11 protein-coding genes are annotated in these 17,131 nt (G+C 72.7%); 9 read left to right on the top strand and 2 right to left on the bottom strand.

What is annotated here, in order from left to right; genetic code table 11:
- Positions 1-40 precede the first annotated feature (40 nt).
- Positions 41-2,752 carry an MXAN_6230/SCO0854 family RING domain-containing protein gene (locus ACFVUY_RS17465; RefSeq protein ID WP_387730763.1) on the bottom strand — a complete coding sequence of 904 codons (2,712 nt, stop codon included), beginning with the start codon at positions 2,750-2,752 and terminating at the stop codon, positions 41-43.
- A 549-nt stretch (positions 2,753-3,301) separates the two neighbouring features.
- On the opposite strand from ACFVUY_RS17465, the gene ACFVUY_RS17470 reads away from it, so the two are divergent.
- The 9 genes from ACFVUY_RS17470 to ACFVUY_RS17510 all read left to right on the top strand — a co-directional run bounded on the left by ACFVUY_RS17470 (position 3,302) and on the right by ACFVUY_RS17510 (position 14,947).
- The gene (locus ACFVUY_RS17470; protein WP_387685807.1) at positions 3,302-5,077 is read left to right on the top strand and encodes a 3-hydroxyacyl-CoA dehydrogenase family protein; all 1,776 of its coding nucleotides are present in this window, start codon (positions 3,302-3,304) and stop codon (positions 5,075-5,077) included.
- A gap of 200 nt (positions 5,078-5,277) precedes the next feature.
- Entirely contained in the window at positions 5,278-6,201 is a 924-nt protein-coding gene (locus ACFVUY_RS17475; RefSeq protein WP_387730765.1) for a TetR family transcriptional regulator, read from the top strand.
- A 368-nt stretch (positions 6,202-6,569) separates the two neighbouring features.
- Complete coding sequence (ccrA, locus tag ACFVUY_RS17480) at positions 6,570-7,907, top strand: crotonyl-CoA carboxylase/reductase (RefSeq protein WP_387730768.1); 1,338 nt, start codon at positions 6,570-6,572, stop codon at positions 7,905-7,907.
- A gap of 9 nt (positions 7,908-7,916) precedes the next feature.
- Entirely contained in the window at positions 7,917-9,947 is a 2,031-nt protein-coding gene (locus ACFVUY_RS17485) for a protein meaA (protein ID WP_387730770.1), read from the top strand.
- Between the two features lie 42 nt (positions 9,948-9,989).
- The gene (locus ACFVUY_RS17490; RefSeq protein WP_387685799.1) at positions 9,990-10,952 is read left to right on the top strand and encodes an HpcH/HpaI aldolase/citrate lyase family protein; all 963 of its coding nucleotides are present in this window, start codon (positions 9,990-9,992) and stop codon (positions 10,950-10,952) included.
- 11 nt (positions 10,953-10,963) lie between these two features.
- A complete protein-coding gene (locus tag ACFVUY_RS17495; protein WP_387685797.1) occupies positions 10,964-11,467 on the top strand; it encodes a MaoC family dehydratase in 504 nt (167 codons plus the stop codon).
- 230 nt (positions 11,468-11,697) lie between these two features.
- Positions 11,698-12,900 carry an acyl-CoA dehydrogenase family protein gene (locus tag ACFVUY_RS17500; RefSeq protein WP_380545354.1) on the top strand — a complete coding sequence of 401 codons (1,203 nt, stop codon included), beginning with the start codon at positions 11,698-11,700 and terminating at the stop codon, positions 12,898-12,900.
- 489 nt (positions 12,901-13,389) lie between these two features.
- Positions 13,390-14,082: a phosphatidylserine decarboxylase gene (locus ACFVUY_RS17505; protein ID WP_224280704.1), complete on the top strand. Its 693-nt coding sequence runs from the start codon at positions 13,390-13,392 to the stop codon at positions 14,080-14,082.
- Positions 14,069-14,947, top strand: a complete 879-nt coding sequence (locus ACFVUY_RS17510; RefSeq protein ID WP_380354263.1) for a CDP-alcohol phosphatidyltransferase family protein — start codon at positions 14,069-14,071, stop codon at positions 14,945-14,947. Before ACFVUY_RS17505 ends, ACFVUY_RS17510 begins: the two co-directional genes overlap by 14 nt.
- 221 nt (positions 14,948-15,168) lie before the next feature.
- Here ACFVUY_RS17510 and ACFVUY_RS17515 read toward each other — a convergent pair whose 3' ends face one another.
- Positions 15,169-16,494: a hypothetical protein gene (locus ACFVUY_RS17515; RefSeq protein WP_380545356.1), complete on the bottom strand. Its 1,326-nt coding sequence runs from the start codon at positions 16,492-16,494 to the stop codon at positions 15,169-15,171.
- Positions 16,495-17,131: the final 637 nt, after the last annotated feature.

Raw genomic sequence — 17,131 nt, forward strand, 5'->3', positions numbered from 1 at the left:
CCCCTATCGGGTGGTCCTCTTGGCGGCCGCGTTCACCCGTTCACCCGTTCGGGGCGAACCTGGCCGTCCACTCCCCCGCGGTGATCCGCTCCAGGGTGTCCGGGGCGGCGTCGGTCGGGCCCGGGTAGAGCCGGTAGAGCGTCCCGCGCGCCTGTGCCGGCGCGGGCACGTCGGCGTGCACCAGGGCGGCGAACGCCCGGGCGCCGTCGAGGCGTTCGGCGATCAGCCGGGCGGTGTCGTCCGGCGGCAGCTCGGTGCGCCGGTCGCTCTCGTGGCGGGCGCGCAGCCGTTCGGCGAAGGCGCTCACCGGCTCGTCCGCGCCCCGCCGGTAGACGTCGAGCCCGCGGCCGGTCCGGTCGCGGACCAGCACCTCGTCGCTGCCCGCCGCGGCGGTGGCGCAGGCGAGGTCCCAGAGGGTGGCCCGGGAGCCGGGGGCGAAGTGCGTCAGGACGTCGGCGGCCAGCGAGCCGATCCTGGCGTGGTGCCGGTCGAGGTTGTGGAACCCGCTGCCGGCGCCCGCGTTGAGGTCGGTCCAGGTGTAGTCGCGGCGCTGCAGGTCCACGATCATCGGCACGCAGATCCTGGCGTCCCCGGCGAGGTCGAGGCGCTGGCGCACGCCCTTGGGGTGGAAGCCGCTCTTGCGCTGCCGGGCCGCCTCGGACGGGGTCAGGGCCATGAATCCGGCGAAGGCGTCGGTGAGGTCCTCGAACGGGATGTCGTTGTAGCTGAACACCACCACCACGGCGTACCTGGCGCCGGCCTCGCCCAGCGCCGGCAGGTCGAGGTCGACGAACTCGGTGGCGCCGTGCGGCGGCGGGGCGCTGGTGTAGTCCCCGGAGTGGACGGCGGCCCGCGGCCCGGTGACCAGCCGGGTGTAGTCGCACAGGCCGACGAACTGCCACTCCTCGTCGTAGAAGGCGACCGACAGGTCGAGGTCCACCCGCTGGTGCGGGCGCTGCGTCCAGTGCAGGAACAGCCGCAGCCGCTGGCCGTCCGGGATCCGCTGCACACTGCCTCGCGGCACGGCGACCAGGGTCTTGGCGCTGGCGCGCTCGGCGAAGGGGACGACCAGGTCGGCCAGCGCGGCGTCCAGCACGGCCACCTCGTAGCGCTCCGGCCCGTGGGCCGACCGTCCGGCCCGGCGCAGCAGTTCGGCCTCGATCAGGGCGCAGACGGGCGCGCTGAGGGCGGCCGGGACGGGCGTGCCCCGGTCGGCCCGGGCGTGCGCCGAGGCGACCCGGCCGCGCGGGAAGTACAGCCGCCGCTCGCCGTACTCGCGCGGCGCGCGCAGCCGTCCGTACGCGCCGAGCAGCGGGCCGGGGGCGACGGCGCGCAGGGCGCCGGGCAGCGCCTCGGCGAGTTCGGCAGGCAGCGGTTCGCCGGGCAGCCAGGCGGCGTGGACCCGCAGCAGGTGGTGCAGGCGGCGCACCAGTTCGCCCGGACGGCCGGCCAGCAGCCCGACGGCGGCGGGCAGGTCGCCCTGTCCGAGGGCGCGCTCGACCCGGGCGGCGAAGGTCTCCACGGTCAGCCGGGTGTGGCCGCCGGGCGTCTCGCTCACCCGCAGCGGGGCGGGCGCCTCGCGCAGCAGCGGGCCGAGGCCGTGGAGGTCGAGATCGCTCTGCCGGACCACCGCGAACGCGGCCGCCGCGTACGGGAAGCGGGCGCGGTGCTCGTACGGGTGCAGCAGTTCGCCGGCCCGCAGCCAGGGCTCGCGGTGGCGGCGCAGGTCCTCGGCGAGGGTGCCGACCGGGAACGCGTCCAGGACGGCGAGCAGTTCGCGGCGCAGCGGGCGGGGCAGGTTGCGCAGGCGCAGTGTGCGGGCGGTCTCGGGCAGCAGGTCGGGCTCGGCGCCGGACCACGCCCAGATCAGCCGCAGGACGTCGGTGGCGGTGGTGAGGTGGGCGGCCAGCAGCGGCCGGGCGGCCTCCCGGTCGCGGTGCAGCAGGGCGGCCAGCACGGTGGCGCGGGTCTCCCGGACGGGGATCTCGGCGGGCAGCCAGCCGGCCGGGTCGTCCGGGGCGTGGTGGAGCAGCAGGGCGAGGTCCTCGCGGTCCTGCGGGCTCAGCGGGGTCTGCCGGGCGAGCAGCGCGGCCAGCCCGGTGGCGGCGAGGAGGCCCACGTCCTCGGGGCGGGCCTGGCGCAGTGGTTTGAGCTGCCGGCCGGCCCGCAGTTCGCGGGCGGCGTTGCGGGCGGCCCTGGTGTCGTTGGACAGGCGGCGCTTTCGATCCAGCGGGGTGCGGCAGAGCGGGCAGTGGGGGTCGCCGCCGTTCTCGACCAGTTCCAGGTAGCAGTCGCCGCACAGCAGGTGGGCGCAGGGGGCGAGGGCGCCGATCCCGGCCTCCAGGCTGTCGCGCTCGCAGACCAGGCAGATCTGGCTCGCCTGGCAGAGGAGGTAGCCGCGGACGAGCGCGGAGTAGTCGGCGTGGGCGTGGGAGGGCACGCCCTCGGGGAAGCGGCGGAACAGCGGGGTGTGGCTGCGGTCGGCGCCGAGCATCGCGTCGATGCCGCGCAGCAGCCGGGTGCCGGCCGCGGCGAGGTCGAGCGGGCGCAGCCGGCCGAGCGCGGCGCGCAGCGGGGCGGTGAGCACGTGGCCGCGCCGGACGAGGTCGGCCTCCAGGGCGACCAGCCCCTGGGCGGACCACGGCAGGGGCTCGTCGGGCCCGGCTCCGGGCTCGACCCGGACCATCCCGTGGCGGTGCAGCAGGTAGGCGTCCAGTGCGGCCTCGGGCGCCACGGCGTTCTGCTTCTTCACTGCTCTTCCCCCGGTGGATACGACGAAGCGGGGGCGGAGAGTGGGCGCACTCGGGTTCATTTTGCAGATGAGTGAGAAGGAAGCACGCCGCGGAGCCGCCCCCGCGTCGATCACCCTAGCGAACGCCCGCCCGCGGCCCCGAACGGTTTTCCGCCCACGCCCCCTTCCTACTCATCAGTAGCTTCGCTACAGTGGCCGGACACGCACCTCCGCCGGGCTTCGGGAGCCGCACCGGCGGCAGGCCGCGGTCGCCGCTTCTCCGGCGCCCGCGCGGTGCGCTTTCACCGGCAAGTGCCGCGGACCGCGGCGGGCCGGGTTCCTCCTCGTATCAGAGCCGCTTCCTTCACCTTCGAGCGCCTGAGCACCACGGCACATCCGCAGTTCGGCCGGAGCGGACCGGCCCCTGCCCGGATGCGCCGCACCCCGTCATCTCCCCAGCCCCCGCGCGTGGACCCTCCTCCGGCGGCGGCCGCCCCCGGCGCGCGCCCGGGCGCGGCGGCGTGCCCGCCGGAGCACGCGCGGGCCCTTCATGACTAGGAGTCAGGACAGATGGAGCGTCCCTTCCCCACTGTCGCCGTCGTCGGCCTCGGCACGATGGGTGCCGGCGTCGCGGTGGCGGTCGCCAAGAGCGGCCGCCGGGTGATCGGCATCGAGGCCACCGAGGACTCGGCCGCCCGGGCACTGGCCCGGATCGAGGAGGCCACCGCCCACGCGGTCGACCGGGAGCGGCTGACCGCCGAGGAGCGCACCGGGCTGCTGGCCCGGATCTCCGTCGGCCACGAACTGGCGGCCGCCGCCGGGGCGGACCTGGTGATCGAGGAGGTGCCCGAGCAGCTGGAGCTGAAGCGGGAGGTCTTCGCCGAGCTGGACCGGATCTGCCCGGAGGCCACCGTGCTGGCCACCGGCACCACCGCGCTGTCGGTGACCCGGATCGCCGCCGCGACCTCCCGTCCGGAGCGGGTGCTCGGCCTGCACTTCTTCAACCCGGTGCACGGCATGAAGCTGGTCGAGGTGGTCCGCACCGTGCTGACCTCCCCGCGGACCGCCGAGGACGCCGCCGCCTTCGCCCGCGACCTCGGCAAGGAGCCGGTGGCGGCCGGCGACCGGGCCGGCTTCGTGGTGAACGGCCTGCTGTTCGCCTACCTGAACCAGGCCGCCGCGATGTTCGAGTCCAAGTACGCGTCGCGGGAGGACATCGACGCCGCGATGCGGCTCGGCTGCGGCCTGCCGATGGGCCCGCTGGCGCTGCTCGACCTGATCGGCATCGACACCGCCCGCACCGTGCTGGAGGCGATGTACGAGCAGTCCCGGGACCGCCTGCACGCGCCCGCACCGATCCTCGGCCAGCTGGTCGCCGCCGGGCTGCTGGGCCGCAAGACCGGCCGCGGCTTCTACACCTACGAGGCGCCGGGCTCCTCCCGGGCCGTGGACGCGGCCACCGGGCCGGCCCGGCCGAAGGTGCCGGGCCGGCCGGTGCGCACCGTCGGCGTCTGCGGCTCGGGGACGATGGCCACCGGCATCGCCGAGGTGTTCGCCAAGGCCGGGCACCCGGTGCTGCTGGCCGCCCGCAGCCAGGAGAAGGCCGAGAAGGCCAAGGCGCAGCTCGCGAAGTCGCTGGAGCGCTCGGTGGCCAAGGGCCGGCTGTCCGCCGGGGCGCGGGACGCCGCACTGGCGCTGGTCACCCCGGTCGGCCAGTACGCCGAACTGGCCGAGGTGGACCTGGTGGTCGAGGCGGTCGCCGAGGACCTGGCGGTCAAGCGGGAGCTGTTCGCCACCCTGGACAAGATCGTCAGGCCGGGCGCGGTGCTCGCCACCACCACCTCCTCGCTGCCGGTGATCAGCTGCGCGACCGCCACCTCGCGGCCGCAGGACGTGATCGGCATGCACTTCTTCAACCCGGCCCCGGCGATGAAGCTGGTCGAGGTGGTCTCCACCGTGCTGACCGCGCCGGACGTCACCGCCACCGTGCTGGAGCTGACCGCCGGGGTCCGCAAGCACCCGGTGGAGTGCGGCGACCGGGCCGGCTTCATCGTCAACGCACTGCTCTTCCCCTACCTGAACGACGCGGTGCGGATGCTCCAGGAGCACTACGCGACGGTGGACGACATCGACACCGCGATGAAGCTCGGCTGCGGCTACCCGATGGGCCCGTTCGAACTGCTGGACGTGGTCGGCCTGGACGTCTCGCTGACGATCGAGCAGGTGCTGCACCAGGAGTTCCGCGAGCCCGGCCTGGCCGCCGCACCGCTGCTGGAGCACCTGGTCGCGGCGGGCTGCCTGGGCCGCAAGACCGGCCGCGGCTTCCGCGACCACGCGCGCCGATGACCACGCCGCAGGCCGGGGGCGGCCCGTACGAGACGCCGTACGGGGCGCCGCCGGCCGGATCCGCGGCCTCCGCGCAACCCGGTTGGAGCCCCGGGACGGTGTCCTCCCGCTGGCCCCGCCCGGCCGTGACCGGTCCGGTCGCACCGGTGCGGCGGGGAAGGGCCATGGCCGCGCCGTCCGGGCCGTGTAGCGTTCCGGACATGGATCGGGTTCAGTCAAGCTCCCCGCAGCACCCCGCCGGGCCGCACGGCGGCGACGGCCGGACCGCCCCCTCGACCGGGGGCACCGGGCCGGACGGCGGGCCGGGAAGCCGCCGGGCGGCGGCGCAGCGCCAGCAGATGCGCCAGGACCTGGCCACGGCCGCGATGGAGCTGTTCGCCTCGCAGGGCTACGAGGAGACCACGGTCGACCAGATCGCGGCCGCCGCCGGGGTGGCCCGGCGCACCTTCTTCCGGTACTTCCGGTCCAAGGAGGAGGCGATCTTCCCGGACCACGACGACACCCTGGTGCGGGTGGCCGACCTGCTGGCCAGTGCGGAGCCGGAGGAGCACCCGCTGGACGTGGTCTGCCGCGGCATCAAGGAGGTGCTGCGGATGTACGCCTCCACTCCGGGGGTGTCGGTCGCGCGGTACCAGCTGATCCGTCAGGTCCCGGCGCTGCGCGAGCGGGAGATCGCCGTGGTGGCCCGCTACGAGCGGCTGTTCACCCGCTACCTGCTGGGGCGCTTCGACACCGGCGAGTCCATCCCGTCAGGCTGGCAGCGCGGCGGCGAGGACGACTCGATGCTGGCCGAGGTCTCGGCGGCGGCGGTGGTCGCGGCGCACAACCACGTGCTGCGGCGCTGGCTGCGGGCCGGCGGCCGGGGCGACGTGGAGGCTCAGCTGGACCACTCCTTCGAGGTGATCCGGCGGACCTTCTGGGCCGCCAGCGCTCCGGGTGCCAGGCGTCGGGGATCGGTGGTGGCACCGGGTGCCAATGGGACCCCGGGGGACACCGGGGCGGAGAGCGCACTGAGTGCCAGTCCCGGAGGTGAGGTGCTCATCACAGTCGCCCGGACGGACGCTCCACTGGAGGTCGTGGTGGACAGCATCCGGGCCGCACTGAGTGGCGCCCGGGAGTCGTAAGCGCAGTATTCACGCAGGTCAGAGCGATATCGAGGGCCCGCGCCGAGAAGTCGGCGCGGGCCTTTCGCATGCCCGCGCAACGCGCGTCACGCCACCCCGGAGGCCGCCGGAATTCGTGACACCCGGTGTCTTTACGGGTGGCACAGGGTGCCACTACCTTGTTACTCACCAGTCGCGGCGCCGCGGCTCCCCACCTCGGCGCGCCGTCGTCCGGCGTTCCCACACCCCGGGAGCAGAGCCAGAACGGCCCGGTCCACCCCGGGTGCCCAGTCTGACCCGCCCACCACCCACCTCAGCGAAGCCGGTGTCCGCTCCCGGCTCCCCCAGACGCCCTGTGCCCTCACACAGGTACGCCTTCGGAGGCAGCCATGCAGGAAATCCTCGACGCGATCATCAGCACCGACACCACGTCGGCGGACTTCGCGGCGATCAAGCTCCCCGAGTCCTACCGGGCGGTGACGCTCCACAAGGACGACGAGCAGATGTTCGCGGGCCTCGACAGCCGCGACAAGGACCCCCGCAAGTCCCTTCACCTCGACGAGGTCGCCCTGCCCGAGCTGGGCCCCGGCGAGGCCCTGGTCGCCGTCATGGCGAGCGCGGTGAACTACAACACCGTCTGGAGCTCGATCTTCGAGCCGGTCTCCACCTTCGGCTTCCTGGAGCGCTACGGCCGGCTGTCGCCGCTCACCAAGCGCCACGACCTGCCGTACCACGTGGTCGGCTCCGACCTCGCCGGCGTGGTGCTGCGCACCGGCGCCGGGGTCAACGCCTGGAAGCCGGGCGACGAGGTCGTCGCGCACTGCCTCTCGGTCGAACTGGAGTCCGCGGACGGCCACAACGACACGATGATGGACCCGGAGCAGCGCATCTGGGGCTTCGAGACCAACTTCGGCGGTCTGGCCCAGCTGGCCCTGGTGAAGACCAACCAGCTGCTGCCCAAGCCCAAGCACCTCACCTGGGAGGAGGCCGCCTCCCCCGGTCTGGTCAACTCCACCGCCTACCGCCAGCTGGTCTCGCGCAACGGCGCCGGCATGAAGCAGGGCGACAACGTGCTGATCTGGGGCGCCAGCGGCGGCCTCGGCTCGTACGCCACCCAGTACGCGCTGGCCGGCGGCGCCACCCCGATCTGCGTGGTCTCCAACGACCAGAAGGCCGAGATCTGCCGTGCCATGGGCGCCGAGGCGATCATCGACCGCTCCGCCGAGGGCTACAAGTTCTGGAAGGACGAGCACACCCAGGACCCGCGCGAGTGGAAGCGCCTGGGCGCGAAGATCCGCGAGTTCACCGGCGGCGAGGACGTGGACATCGTCTTCGAGCACCCGGGCCGGGAGACCTTCGGCGCCTCGGTGTACGTCACCCGCAAGGGCGGCACCATCGTCACCTGCGCCTCCACCTCCGGCTACATGCACCAGTACGACAACCGGTACCTGTGGATGTCGCTCAAGCGGATCGTCGGCTCGCACTTCGCCAACTACCGCGAGGCCTTCGAGGCCAACCGCCTGATCGCCAAGGGCAAGATCCACCCGACCCTGTCCAAGGTCTACTCCATGGAGGAGACCGGCCAGGCCGCCCTGGACGTGCACCACAACAAGCACCAGGGCAAGGTCGGCGTGCTCTGCCTGGCCCCCGAGGCGGGCCTGGGCGTCACCGACCCCGAGCTGCGCGAGAAGCACCTGCCGGCCATCAACCGCTTCAGGAACGTGTGAGACCCGCCGATGACTGAGCCCCAGAAGCGCGACCGGCCCTGGCTGATGCGCACCTACGCCGGCCACTCCACCGCGAGCGACTCCAACGCGCTCTACCGGCGGAACCTGGCGAAGGGCCAGACCGGCCTGTCCGTCGCCTTCGACCTGCCGACCCAGACCGGCTACGACTCCGACCACGTCCTCGCCCGCGGCGAGGTCGGCCGGGTCGGCGTCCCGGTCGGCCATGTCGGCGACATGCGCACCCTGTTCGACGGCATCCCGCTCGAACGGACCAACACCTCCATGACGATCAACGCCACCGCGATGTGGCTGCTGGCGCTCTACCAGGTGGTCGCCGAGGAGCAGGGCGCGGACATCGCCACGCTCACCGGCACCACCCAGAACGACATCGTCAAGGAGTACCTGTCGCGCGGGACGCACGTCTTCCCGCCCGGCCCGTCGGTGCGGCTGATCACCGACATGATCGCCTACACGGTCGGCAACATCCCCAAGTGGAATCCGATCAACATCTGCAGCTACCACCTGCAGGAGGCCGGGGCCACGCCCGTCCAGGAGATCGCCTACGCGATGTGCACCGCCATCTCGGTGCTCGACGCCGTGCGCGACTCCGGCCAGGTGCCGGCCGAGCGGATGGGCGAGGTGGTCGCCCGGATCTCCTTCTTCGTCAACGCCGGCGTGCGCTTCGTCGAGGAGATGTGCAAGATGCGCGCCTTCGCCCGGCTGTGGGAGAAGGTCACCCTGGAGCGCTACGGCGTCACCGACCCCAAGCAGCGCCGCTTCCGCTACGGCGTCCAGGTCAACTCGCTCGGCCTGACCGAGGCCCAGCCGGAGAACAACGTCCAGCGGATCGTCCTGGAGATGCTGGCCGTCACCCTCTCCAAGGACGCCCGCGCGCGTGCCGTCCAGCTGCCCGCCTGGAACGAGGCGCTCGGCCTGCCCCGGCCCTGGGACCAGCAGTGGTCGCTGCGCATCCAGCAGGTGCTGGCGTACGAGTCGGACCTGCTGGAGTACGGCGACATCTTCAACGGCTCCGAGGTGATCGAGGCCAAGACCGACGAGCTGCTGGCCGGCGCCGAGGCGGAGATCGCCAAGGTGCTGGAGATGGGCGGGGTGATCCCGGCCGTCGAGTCCGGCTACCTGAAGTCCAACCTGGTCGCCTCGCACGCCGCCCGCCGGGCCCGGATCGAGTCCGGCGAGGACAAGATCATCGGGGTGAACTGCTTCGACACCACCGAGCCGAGCCCGCTCACCGCCGACCTCGACACCGCGATCATGGTGGTCGACCCGGCCTCCGAGCAGTCCGTGCTCGCCGCCCTGGAGGCCTGGCGCGCCCAGCGCGACGAGGCCGCCGCCCAGGCATCGCTGGCCGAGCTCAAGGCCGTCGCCGCCACCGGGACCAACCTGATGCCGGCCACGCTCGCCTGCGCCCGGGCCGGCGTCACCACCGGCGAGTGGTCCTTCGCTTTGCGCGAGGTCTTCGGCGAGTACCGCGCGCCCACCGGCGTCGGCGGCGCGCCCGTCGCCGTGGCCGCCGAGCCCGGCGGCGAGCTGGAGCAGGTCCGTGCCGCGGTCGCCGCCACCGCCGCGGAGCTGGGCGCCGGCAAGCTGCGCCTGCTGGTCGGCAAGCCCGGCCTGGACGGGCACTCCAACGGCGCCGAGCAGATCGCCGTCCGGGCCCGCGACGCCGGCTTCGAGGTGGTCTACCAGGGCATCCGGCTGACCCCGGAGCAGATCGTCTCCGCCGCCGTCGCGGAGGACGTGCACTGCGTGGGCCTGTCCATCCTCTCCGGCGCGCACAGCGAGCTGGTGCCCGACGTCCTGAAGCGGCTGCGCCGCGCCGGGGTGGAGGATGTCCCGGTGATCGTGGGTGGCATCATCCCGGCAGCGGACGGCGAGGCCCTCAAGGCCGCCGGCGTCGCCGCCGTGTTCACCCCGAAGGACTTCGGCATCACCACCATCATCGGCCGGATCGTGGACGAGATCCGGCTGGCCAACAAGCTCCAGCCGTGGACGCCCGCACCGACCGCGGCCACGAACTGAACAGCTGACCAGCTGACCACTGGGAAGGAACCCTCGATTCTTATGACTGCTGTGAACCGTCTGCGCCCGCGCCGCTCCTGTCTCGCCGTGCCGGGCAGCAACCCGCGCTTCCTGGAGAAGGCCCAGGGCCTGCCGGCCGACCAGGTCTTCCTCGACCTGGAGGACGCCTGCGCCCCGCTGGTCAAGGAGAGCGCGCGCCACAACATCGTCGACGCGCTCAACAACGGCGACTGGGGCGGCAAGACCCGCGTCGTGCGCGTCAACGACTGGACCACGCACTGGACCTACCGCGACGTGATCACCGTGGTCGAGGGCGCCGGCCCCAACCTCGACTGCATCATGCTGCCCAAGGTGCAGGACGCCGAGCAGGTCAAGGCGCTCGACCTGCTGCTCACCCAGATCGAGAAGACCATGGGCTTCGAGGTCGGCCGGATCGGCATCGAGGCGCAGATCGAGAACGCCAAGGGCCTGATCAACGTCGACGCCATCGCCGAGGCCTCGCCCCGGCTGGAGACCATCATCTTCGGCCCCGCCGACTTCATGGCCTCCATCAACATGAAGTCGCTGGTCGTCGGCGAGCAGCCGCCCGGCTACAACGCCGACGCCTACCACTACATCCTGATGCGCATCCTGATGGCCGCCCGCGCCAACGACCTCCAGGCGATCGACGGCCCGTACCTCCAGATCCGCAACCAGGAGGGCTACCGCGAGGTCGCCCGCCGCTCGGCCGCCCTCGGCTTCGACGGCAAGTGGGTGCTCCACCCGGACCAGGTCGCCGCCGCGAACGAGATCTACTCGCCCTCGCAGGCGGACTACGACCACGCCGAGCTGATCCTCGACGCGTACGACTACTGCACCTCCGAGGCGGGCGGCGCCAAGGGCTCCGCCATGCTCGGCGACGAGATGATCGACGAGGCCAGCCGCAAGATGGCGCTGGTCGTCGCCGGCAAGGGCCGGGCCGCGGGCATGCAGCGCACCACCAAGTTCGAGATCCCGGAAAGCTGAGGGCCCACGGCATGCAGTTCGGACGCACCTACGAGGAGTTCGAGGTCGGCGCGGTCTACAAGCACTGGCCCGGCAAGACGGTCACCGAGTACGACGACCACCTCTTCTGCCTGCTCACCATGAACCACCACCCGCTCCACATGGACACCAACTATGCGGAGAAGACGACGGACTTCGGCCGGAACGTCGTGGTGGGCAACTACATCTACTCGCTGCTGCTCGGCATGTCCGTCCCGGACGTCTCCGGCAAGGCGATCGCCAACCTGGAGATCGAGTCGCTGCGGCACGTCGCACCGACCTTCCACGGCGACACCCTCTACGGCGAGACCACCGTGCTCGACAAGTGGCCGTCCAAGTCCAAGGACGACCGCGGCATCGTGTACGTCGAGACCAAGGGGTACAAGCAGGACGGCACGGTCGTCTGCGTCTTCCGCCGCAAGGTGATGGTGCCGACCGAGACGTACATCAAGGAGCGCGGCGGCGAGCAGCCCGGTCGTCCGACCCCGCTCTCCTGAGCCCCTCCCTCCCCGCCTTCTCGGCCTCTCCCCTCTATAGGTGGCCCTCCCTCCACGGACGGAGAGCCCCCTCGAGAGACCCCGGACGGGCAGGCCGCCGTCATCGGCCGCGCCCCACCCGGTACCGGGGGCCCTGCTGCCGCAGCCACGCCGGCAGGGCCCCCGCAATCCCCCCCCCCGGGGGAATCCCCGACTTTCCGTAGCCCCTCAGACCTTTCCGGAGCCGCACGATGGGACGCCTCGCACAGACCGACGGCCTCACCGAGATCCAGCGGGACATCCTCGCCACCGTGCGGGATTTCGTCGACAAGGAGATCATTCCGGTCGCGACCGAGCTGGAGCACAAGGACGAGTACCCGACCGCCATCGTCGAGGGCATGAAGCAGCTCGGCCTGTTCGGGCTCACCATCCCCGAGGAGTACGGCGGCCTCGGCGAGTCGCTGCTCACCTACGCCCTGGTGGTCGAGGAGATCGCCCGCGGCTGGATGTCGGTCTCCGGCATCGTCAACACCCACTTCATCGTGGCGCACATGATCAACGCCCACGGCACCCAGGAGCAGAAGGACCACTTCCTGCCGAGGATGGCCGCCGGCGAGATCCGCGGCGCCTTCTCGATGTCCGAGCCGGGCCTCGGCTCCGACGTTTCGGCCATCTCCACCAAGGGCGTCAAGGACGGGGAGTTCTACGTCCTCAACGGCCAGAAGATGTGGCTCACCAACGGCGGCACCTCCACCCTGGTCGCGGTCCTCTGCAAGACCGACGAGGGCGGCAACACGCCGTACAAGAACATGACCACCTTCCTGATCGAGAAGGAGGCCGGTTTCGGCCCGAACCCCACGGTTCCCGGCCTGACCGTGCCCGGCAAGATCGAGAAGATGGGCTACAAGGGCGTCGACACCACCGAGCTGGTCCTCCAGGACGTCCGCATCCCGGCCGACCGCATCCTCGGCGGCGTCCCGGGCCGCGGCTTCTACCAGATGATGGACGGCGTCGAGGTCGGCCGCGTCAACGTCGCCGCCCGCGGCTGCGGTGTCGCCCGCCGCGCCTTCGAGCTCGGCATCTCCTACGCCCAGCAGCGCTCCACCTTCGGCAAGAAGATCGCCGAGCACCAGGCGATCCAGTTCAAGCTCGCCGAGATGGCCACCAAGGTCGAGGCCGCCCACCAGATGATGGTCATGGCCGCCCGCAAGAAGGACAGCGGCGAGCGCAACGACCTCGAGGCCGGCATGGCCAAGTACCTCGCCTCCGAGTACTGCAAGGAGGTCGTCGAGGACGCCTTCCGCATCCACGGCGGCTACGGCTTCTCCAAGGAGTACGAGATCGAGCGCCTCTACCGCGAGGCCCCGATGCTGCTCATCGGTGAAGGTACTGCGGAGATCCAGAAGATGATCGTCGGACGCCGGCTCCTGGAGGAGTACCGGATCGCCGACTGATCCCCCGGGCCGCCCGCCGACGGACCACGTCGCCGGGCGGCCCCCTCGAACCGCCGGTCGACGGGCGTGCGGGCCCGCGCCGGCGGAGCGCCGTGCCCCGTCACGGGCCCGGCCTGGTCCGCCTGGGTCCGGCACGGCCCTCCGGAAGCGGCCGCAGGGCGTACAGCTGCAACGACGCGCCCGGCGGCCGCTTCCGCACACCCGCTTGCGGCCGCTACGGCCGTTTCGCCCCGCCGGGTTCCGTCGGCACACCCGTTGAGACAAGAGTCACCAGCCCTGTCGGGTCCCTTGGGAACCGGACCGGGTCGAGCTACGGTCGTAGGAGTGGCGCGCACACGCGCCGCCACCGGACACATGAACGAGCAGGCGGGTTGCCCACCCACCGTGTGCTCCCGATAGCATCCACCGGGACAGCAAGCCGTCCCTCTATTACCGATCCCGCGGTGGCCCCCGTCCAGCGGCCATGATCCCCCGCGACAAAGGTCTTCGATGCCCATCAGCCCGTCCCCTCACACCTCCGTCACGGACCGCGATGCCCTCGCAGCCCCGACGGCCGGTCGGCGACCCCGCGTGACCATCGCGCGCGGAGCCACCCCCTGGTTCGTCCCCACTCTCGCCACGGCCGCCGTGACCACCGCCCTCACCCGGCGCAGCGGCAAGTGGGCCCTGGCTGCGGTACCCGCCTGCGCGCTCAGCGCGGGCATGCTGTGGTTCTTCCGCGACCCCGAGCGTGAGATCGGCACGGGCAGAGTGATCTCCCCCGCCGACGGCGTGGTGCAGAGCATCGACGCCTGGCCGGACGGCCGCACCCGGGTCGCGATCTTCATGAGCCCGCTCAACGTCCACGTCAACCGCGCGCCCCTGCCGGGCACGGTGACGTCGGTCGAGCACGTCGCGGGCGGCTTCGTCCCCGCGTTCAACAAGGACAGCGACCAGAACGAGCGGGTCGTCTGGCACTTCGACACCGAGCTCGGCGACATCGAGATGGTGCAGATCGCGGGGGCCGTGGCCCGACGCATCGTGCCGTACGTGGACGCCGGAACCAAGGTCGAGCAGGGCGACCGGATCGGTCTGATCCGGTTCGGGTCCCGGGTCGACACCTACCTGCCGGCCGGCGTCGAGGTCGGCGTCGAGGTCGGCCAGAAGACCACAGCCGGGGTGACGCGCCTTGACCGTGACTGATCCTGAGACAATCGTCGGCCTGGACGACGAGGAGACGGCCCTGCGCCGCCGCCGCTGGGCGCGCGACCGCGAGCTGCGCGCCCCGCGCTCTCCTCAGCACCTGTCCACCGCCGACTTCCTGACCCTGGGGAACGCCGTCTGCGGCTTCCTGGCGATCTACTCGATCACCACCGGGGTCCTGGTCCCGCACATCACCAACCCGGACGCCGCTCCGGACCGGCACAGCGCCGCCACCGCGGTCACGCTGCTGCTGATCGGCTCGATGTGCGACCTCTTCGACGGCCTGGTGGCGCGAAAGCTGCGCTCCTCCGCCCTCGGAGCGGAACTGGACAACCTGGCGGACCTGATCAGCTTCGGCATCGCGCCGGCCTACTTCGTCGCGGTCTGGGGCATGGTCTCCCAGGGCTCCAACAGCAAGCTCTCGGCGCTCATCGCCATCACGGTGCTGCTCGCGGTGGTCCTGCGGCTGGCCCGCTTCTCGGCCGTCAAGATGCGGCCCGGGGTGTTCCAGGGCATGCCCTGCCCGATGGGCGCGATGACGGTGATCGCCATCGTGCTGCTCGACCCGCCGTTCCTGCCCGGTCTGCTCGCCATCTTCGGCGCCGCGTACCTGATGGTCAGCCGGATCGAGTACCCGAAGCCGCAGGGGCTGCTGGCCACCGCGACGCTCTGCTGGATCGTGGTCTCCATCGGCTGCCTGGCCGCCTGGGCCACCGGCCTGCCCGGTGGCAACCAGCTGATGCACGTCGGCGCGTTCGCCCAGATCACTCTCGCGGCGATGGCACCGCTGCTGGTCATCCGCCGCAAGGTGGGGCAGAAGGTCGGCGACGTCCGCGCCCGGCGGGCGGAGTCCCGGCTCGGCTGAGTCCCCGCAAAAGTCATAAGAGTTGGGCCCGGAACCTGTTGGTTCCGGGCCCTTCTCGTATGTCATAACAATCGAGCGCCGCGGGTGCGGGGCTCAGGCGCCGTCCGAGCGGAGACCGGAGCGAACCTCGACACGGACGCCGGAGCGAACCTCGACACGGACGCCGGAGCCGCCGTCGCGGTCGCCGCGGACCCCGAACGTCCCCGCAAAAGTCATAAAACTCAGGCGCCACCGGTGTGCACGCTGAACGCCGAGCGGCGGGCCGCCCGGGCCACGCCCGGGTCCGGGTGCACGCCCGAGACCGCCGTCAGCACCGAGGCCGCCCGCGGGTGACCGGACTGCCGGGCCCGGGCGAACAGCCGGACCGGGTCGCCCGCCGAGGCGCCCTCGACATGACCCACCAGCAGCTCGGTCTCGCCGTGGTCGAGCACCGCGGCCGCGGTGTCCACCCAGAGCCAGGCCGCGTCCTCCGCGCCCAGCACGTCCGCCGGGGAGACGCCCTCGTCGGCGCGCTCCGCCAGCCACAGCAGCGCGTAGGGGCGCAGCACCGGCGCGTCCACCGCCGCGCGCACCGCCTGCTCGGCCGGGCCCCCGGCCACCCGCAGCGCCTCGAAGGCCAGTCCGCGCACCAGCGCGTCGTCACCCCGGGCGGCCTCCAGCAGCTCGCCCACGGCCCGGTCCGCCGGACGGGCCGCGACCCACGCCCGGAACTCGGCGCGGGCCGGGCCCGGCGAGTAGTCCGCACACGCGTTCAGCAGCTCGAAGGCGCTCTGCTCGATGTGCCCGGCCGCGGTCTGCGCGACCGTGCAGATCTCCTCCAGCTTGGCCCGCACCGCCCAGTGGCCGAGCGGCGACAGCTCCGCGGCATCGTTCCTGCGCACCAGGGCGCCGACGGCCTCCAGGCCGTCGAGCATCCAGTCCAGGACGGCGGCCACGTCGGCCGGCGCGGCCGGGGTGTCGATCTGCGGCGCGCGGCAGGTGCCGCGGACGGCGGAGACGGCCGAGGCCGCGTGCGGCACCGGCGACAGCCCCGGTCCGCCGAGGCCGGTGCCGACCCGGCGCTCGTCCAGGCCCCGGCGCAGCAGTTCCAGCAGTTCGCTCTCGGCGACCGGGCCGTCCACCAGGTGCAGGAAGGAGAGCAGCTGCGGGGCCTGGTCCACGGCCTGCCCGGCCAGCACCGCGAACACGCCGCGCAGCGCGGCGGGCGGCACCGGGGCGAGCAGGGTCCAGGCGTCGAACATCGCCGACCATCCGCGCACCACGGCCTCGTCGTCGTGCTCCCAGGCGTGCAGGCGCCAGCCGGGGCCGGCTCCGCCGTCCCGGGGCTCCACGAGGCCCACCAGCAGTGCCTGCCCCCATGCCTTGGCGGCGGCGCCGACCGTCATGGCCAGCGCCCGGCCGGCCTCGCGGGCGTCCTCGGGGAGCAGTTCGCCGCGCTTGTCGACCTCGGCCAGCTCACCGGCCCAGCGGGCGACGCGGACGGCGTCCACCAGCATCCGGCGGGCCAGCGGCGCCAGCTCGGCGGGTGCCGGGAAGCCCTCGGGCACGGGAACCCTGCCCCGCCCGGGAGCCGGAGCGGGCCCTCGCCGCCGGGGTACTCCGTTACGGGGGACACCCGCCCCGCCCGGCCTGCCACCGGCGGGCCGTTGGGCCGTTCCGGGGAGACGGGTCACCGTCGCACCGGTACCGATCGTCGGCGGGAGCGGGGCATCACGGTCGCGCGGGTTCCGAGACGTCACGTCGAGCAGTCTTCCCCTTGTACCGGCCTTCTGTCACATCCGGTTGTCCGTACGACCGGGCGACCGGTGGCGGCACCTCCGCAAGATCGGGCAACAGCGGCAAACCGCCTGGCCGGAAACGTGTGACCTGCCCATGCCACTCGCATCATCCCGGTCGCCGGGAATGCTCGGGCGGTTACCGTGCGTACGGGTGGGGGGTCAGCGGCCGGGCAAATTGTTGTCCCTGACATCGGGGTGGTTTTCGCGCCGGTCGCACGGGGAATCCCCTTCCGCCGACTTCCGGCGGAGCTGTCCAGTCCGAATCCGGACGGATGACGGGCGGGGCGGGGGGATCGTGCCGCGGGGGGGGGGGGGGGGCGCGGCGCAGGGGGCGGGGAGCGGGGCCGGGGGGGGGCGGGGAGAGTGAGGGGGGGGGGGGGGGGCGCGGGCACCCACCCCCCGCCCG

Source organism: Kitasatospora sp. NPDC058063 (assembly GCF_042885395.1).
In the GTDB taxonomy this organism is placed as follows: domain Bacteria; phylum Actinomycetota; class Actinomycetes; order Streptomycetales; family Streptomycetaceae; genus Kitasatospora; species Kitasatospora lactacystinica.

What these genes read in the sequence shown, in the direction of transcription:
- ACFVUY_RS17470 (WP_387685807.1), top strand. Translation starts at nt 3,302, where the DNA reads ATGGAGCGTCCCTTCCCCACTGTCGCCGTCGTCGGCCTCGGCACGATG.
- ACFVUY_RS17475 (WP_387730765.1), top strand. Translation starts at nt 5,278, where the DNA reads ATGGATCGGGTTCAGTCAAGCTCCCCGCAGCACCCCGCCGGGCCGCAC.
- ccrA (WP_387730768.1), top strand. Translation starts at nt 6,570, where the DNA reads ATGCAGGAAATCCTCGACGCGATCATCAGCACCGACACCACGTCGGCG.
- ACFVUY_RS17485 (WP_387730770.1), top strand. Translation starts at nt 7,917, where the DNA reads ATGACTGAGCCCCAGAAGCGCGACCGGCCCTGGCTGATGCGCACCTAC.
- ACFVUY_RS17490 (WP_387685799.1), top strand. Translation starts at nt 9,990, where the DNA reads ATGACTGCTGTGAACCGTCTGCGCCCGCGCCGCTCCTGTCTCGCCGTG.
- ACFVUY_RS17495 (WP_387685797.1), top strand. Translation starts at nt 10,964, where the DNA reads ATGCAGTTCGGACGCACCTACGAGGAGTTCGAGGTCGGCGCGGTCTAC.
- ACFVUY_RS17500 (WP_380545354.1), top strand. Translation starts at nt 11,698, where the DNA reads ATGGGACGCCTCGCACAGACCGACGGCCTCACCGAGATCCAGCGGGAC.
- ACFVUY_RS17505 (WP_224280704.1), top strand. Translation starts at nt 13,390, where the DNA reads ATGCCCATCAGCCCGTCCCCTCACACCTCCGTCACGGACCGCGATGCC.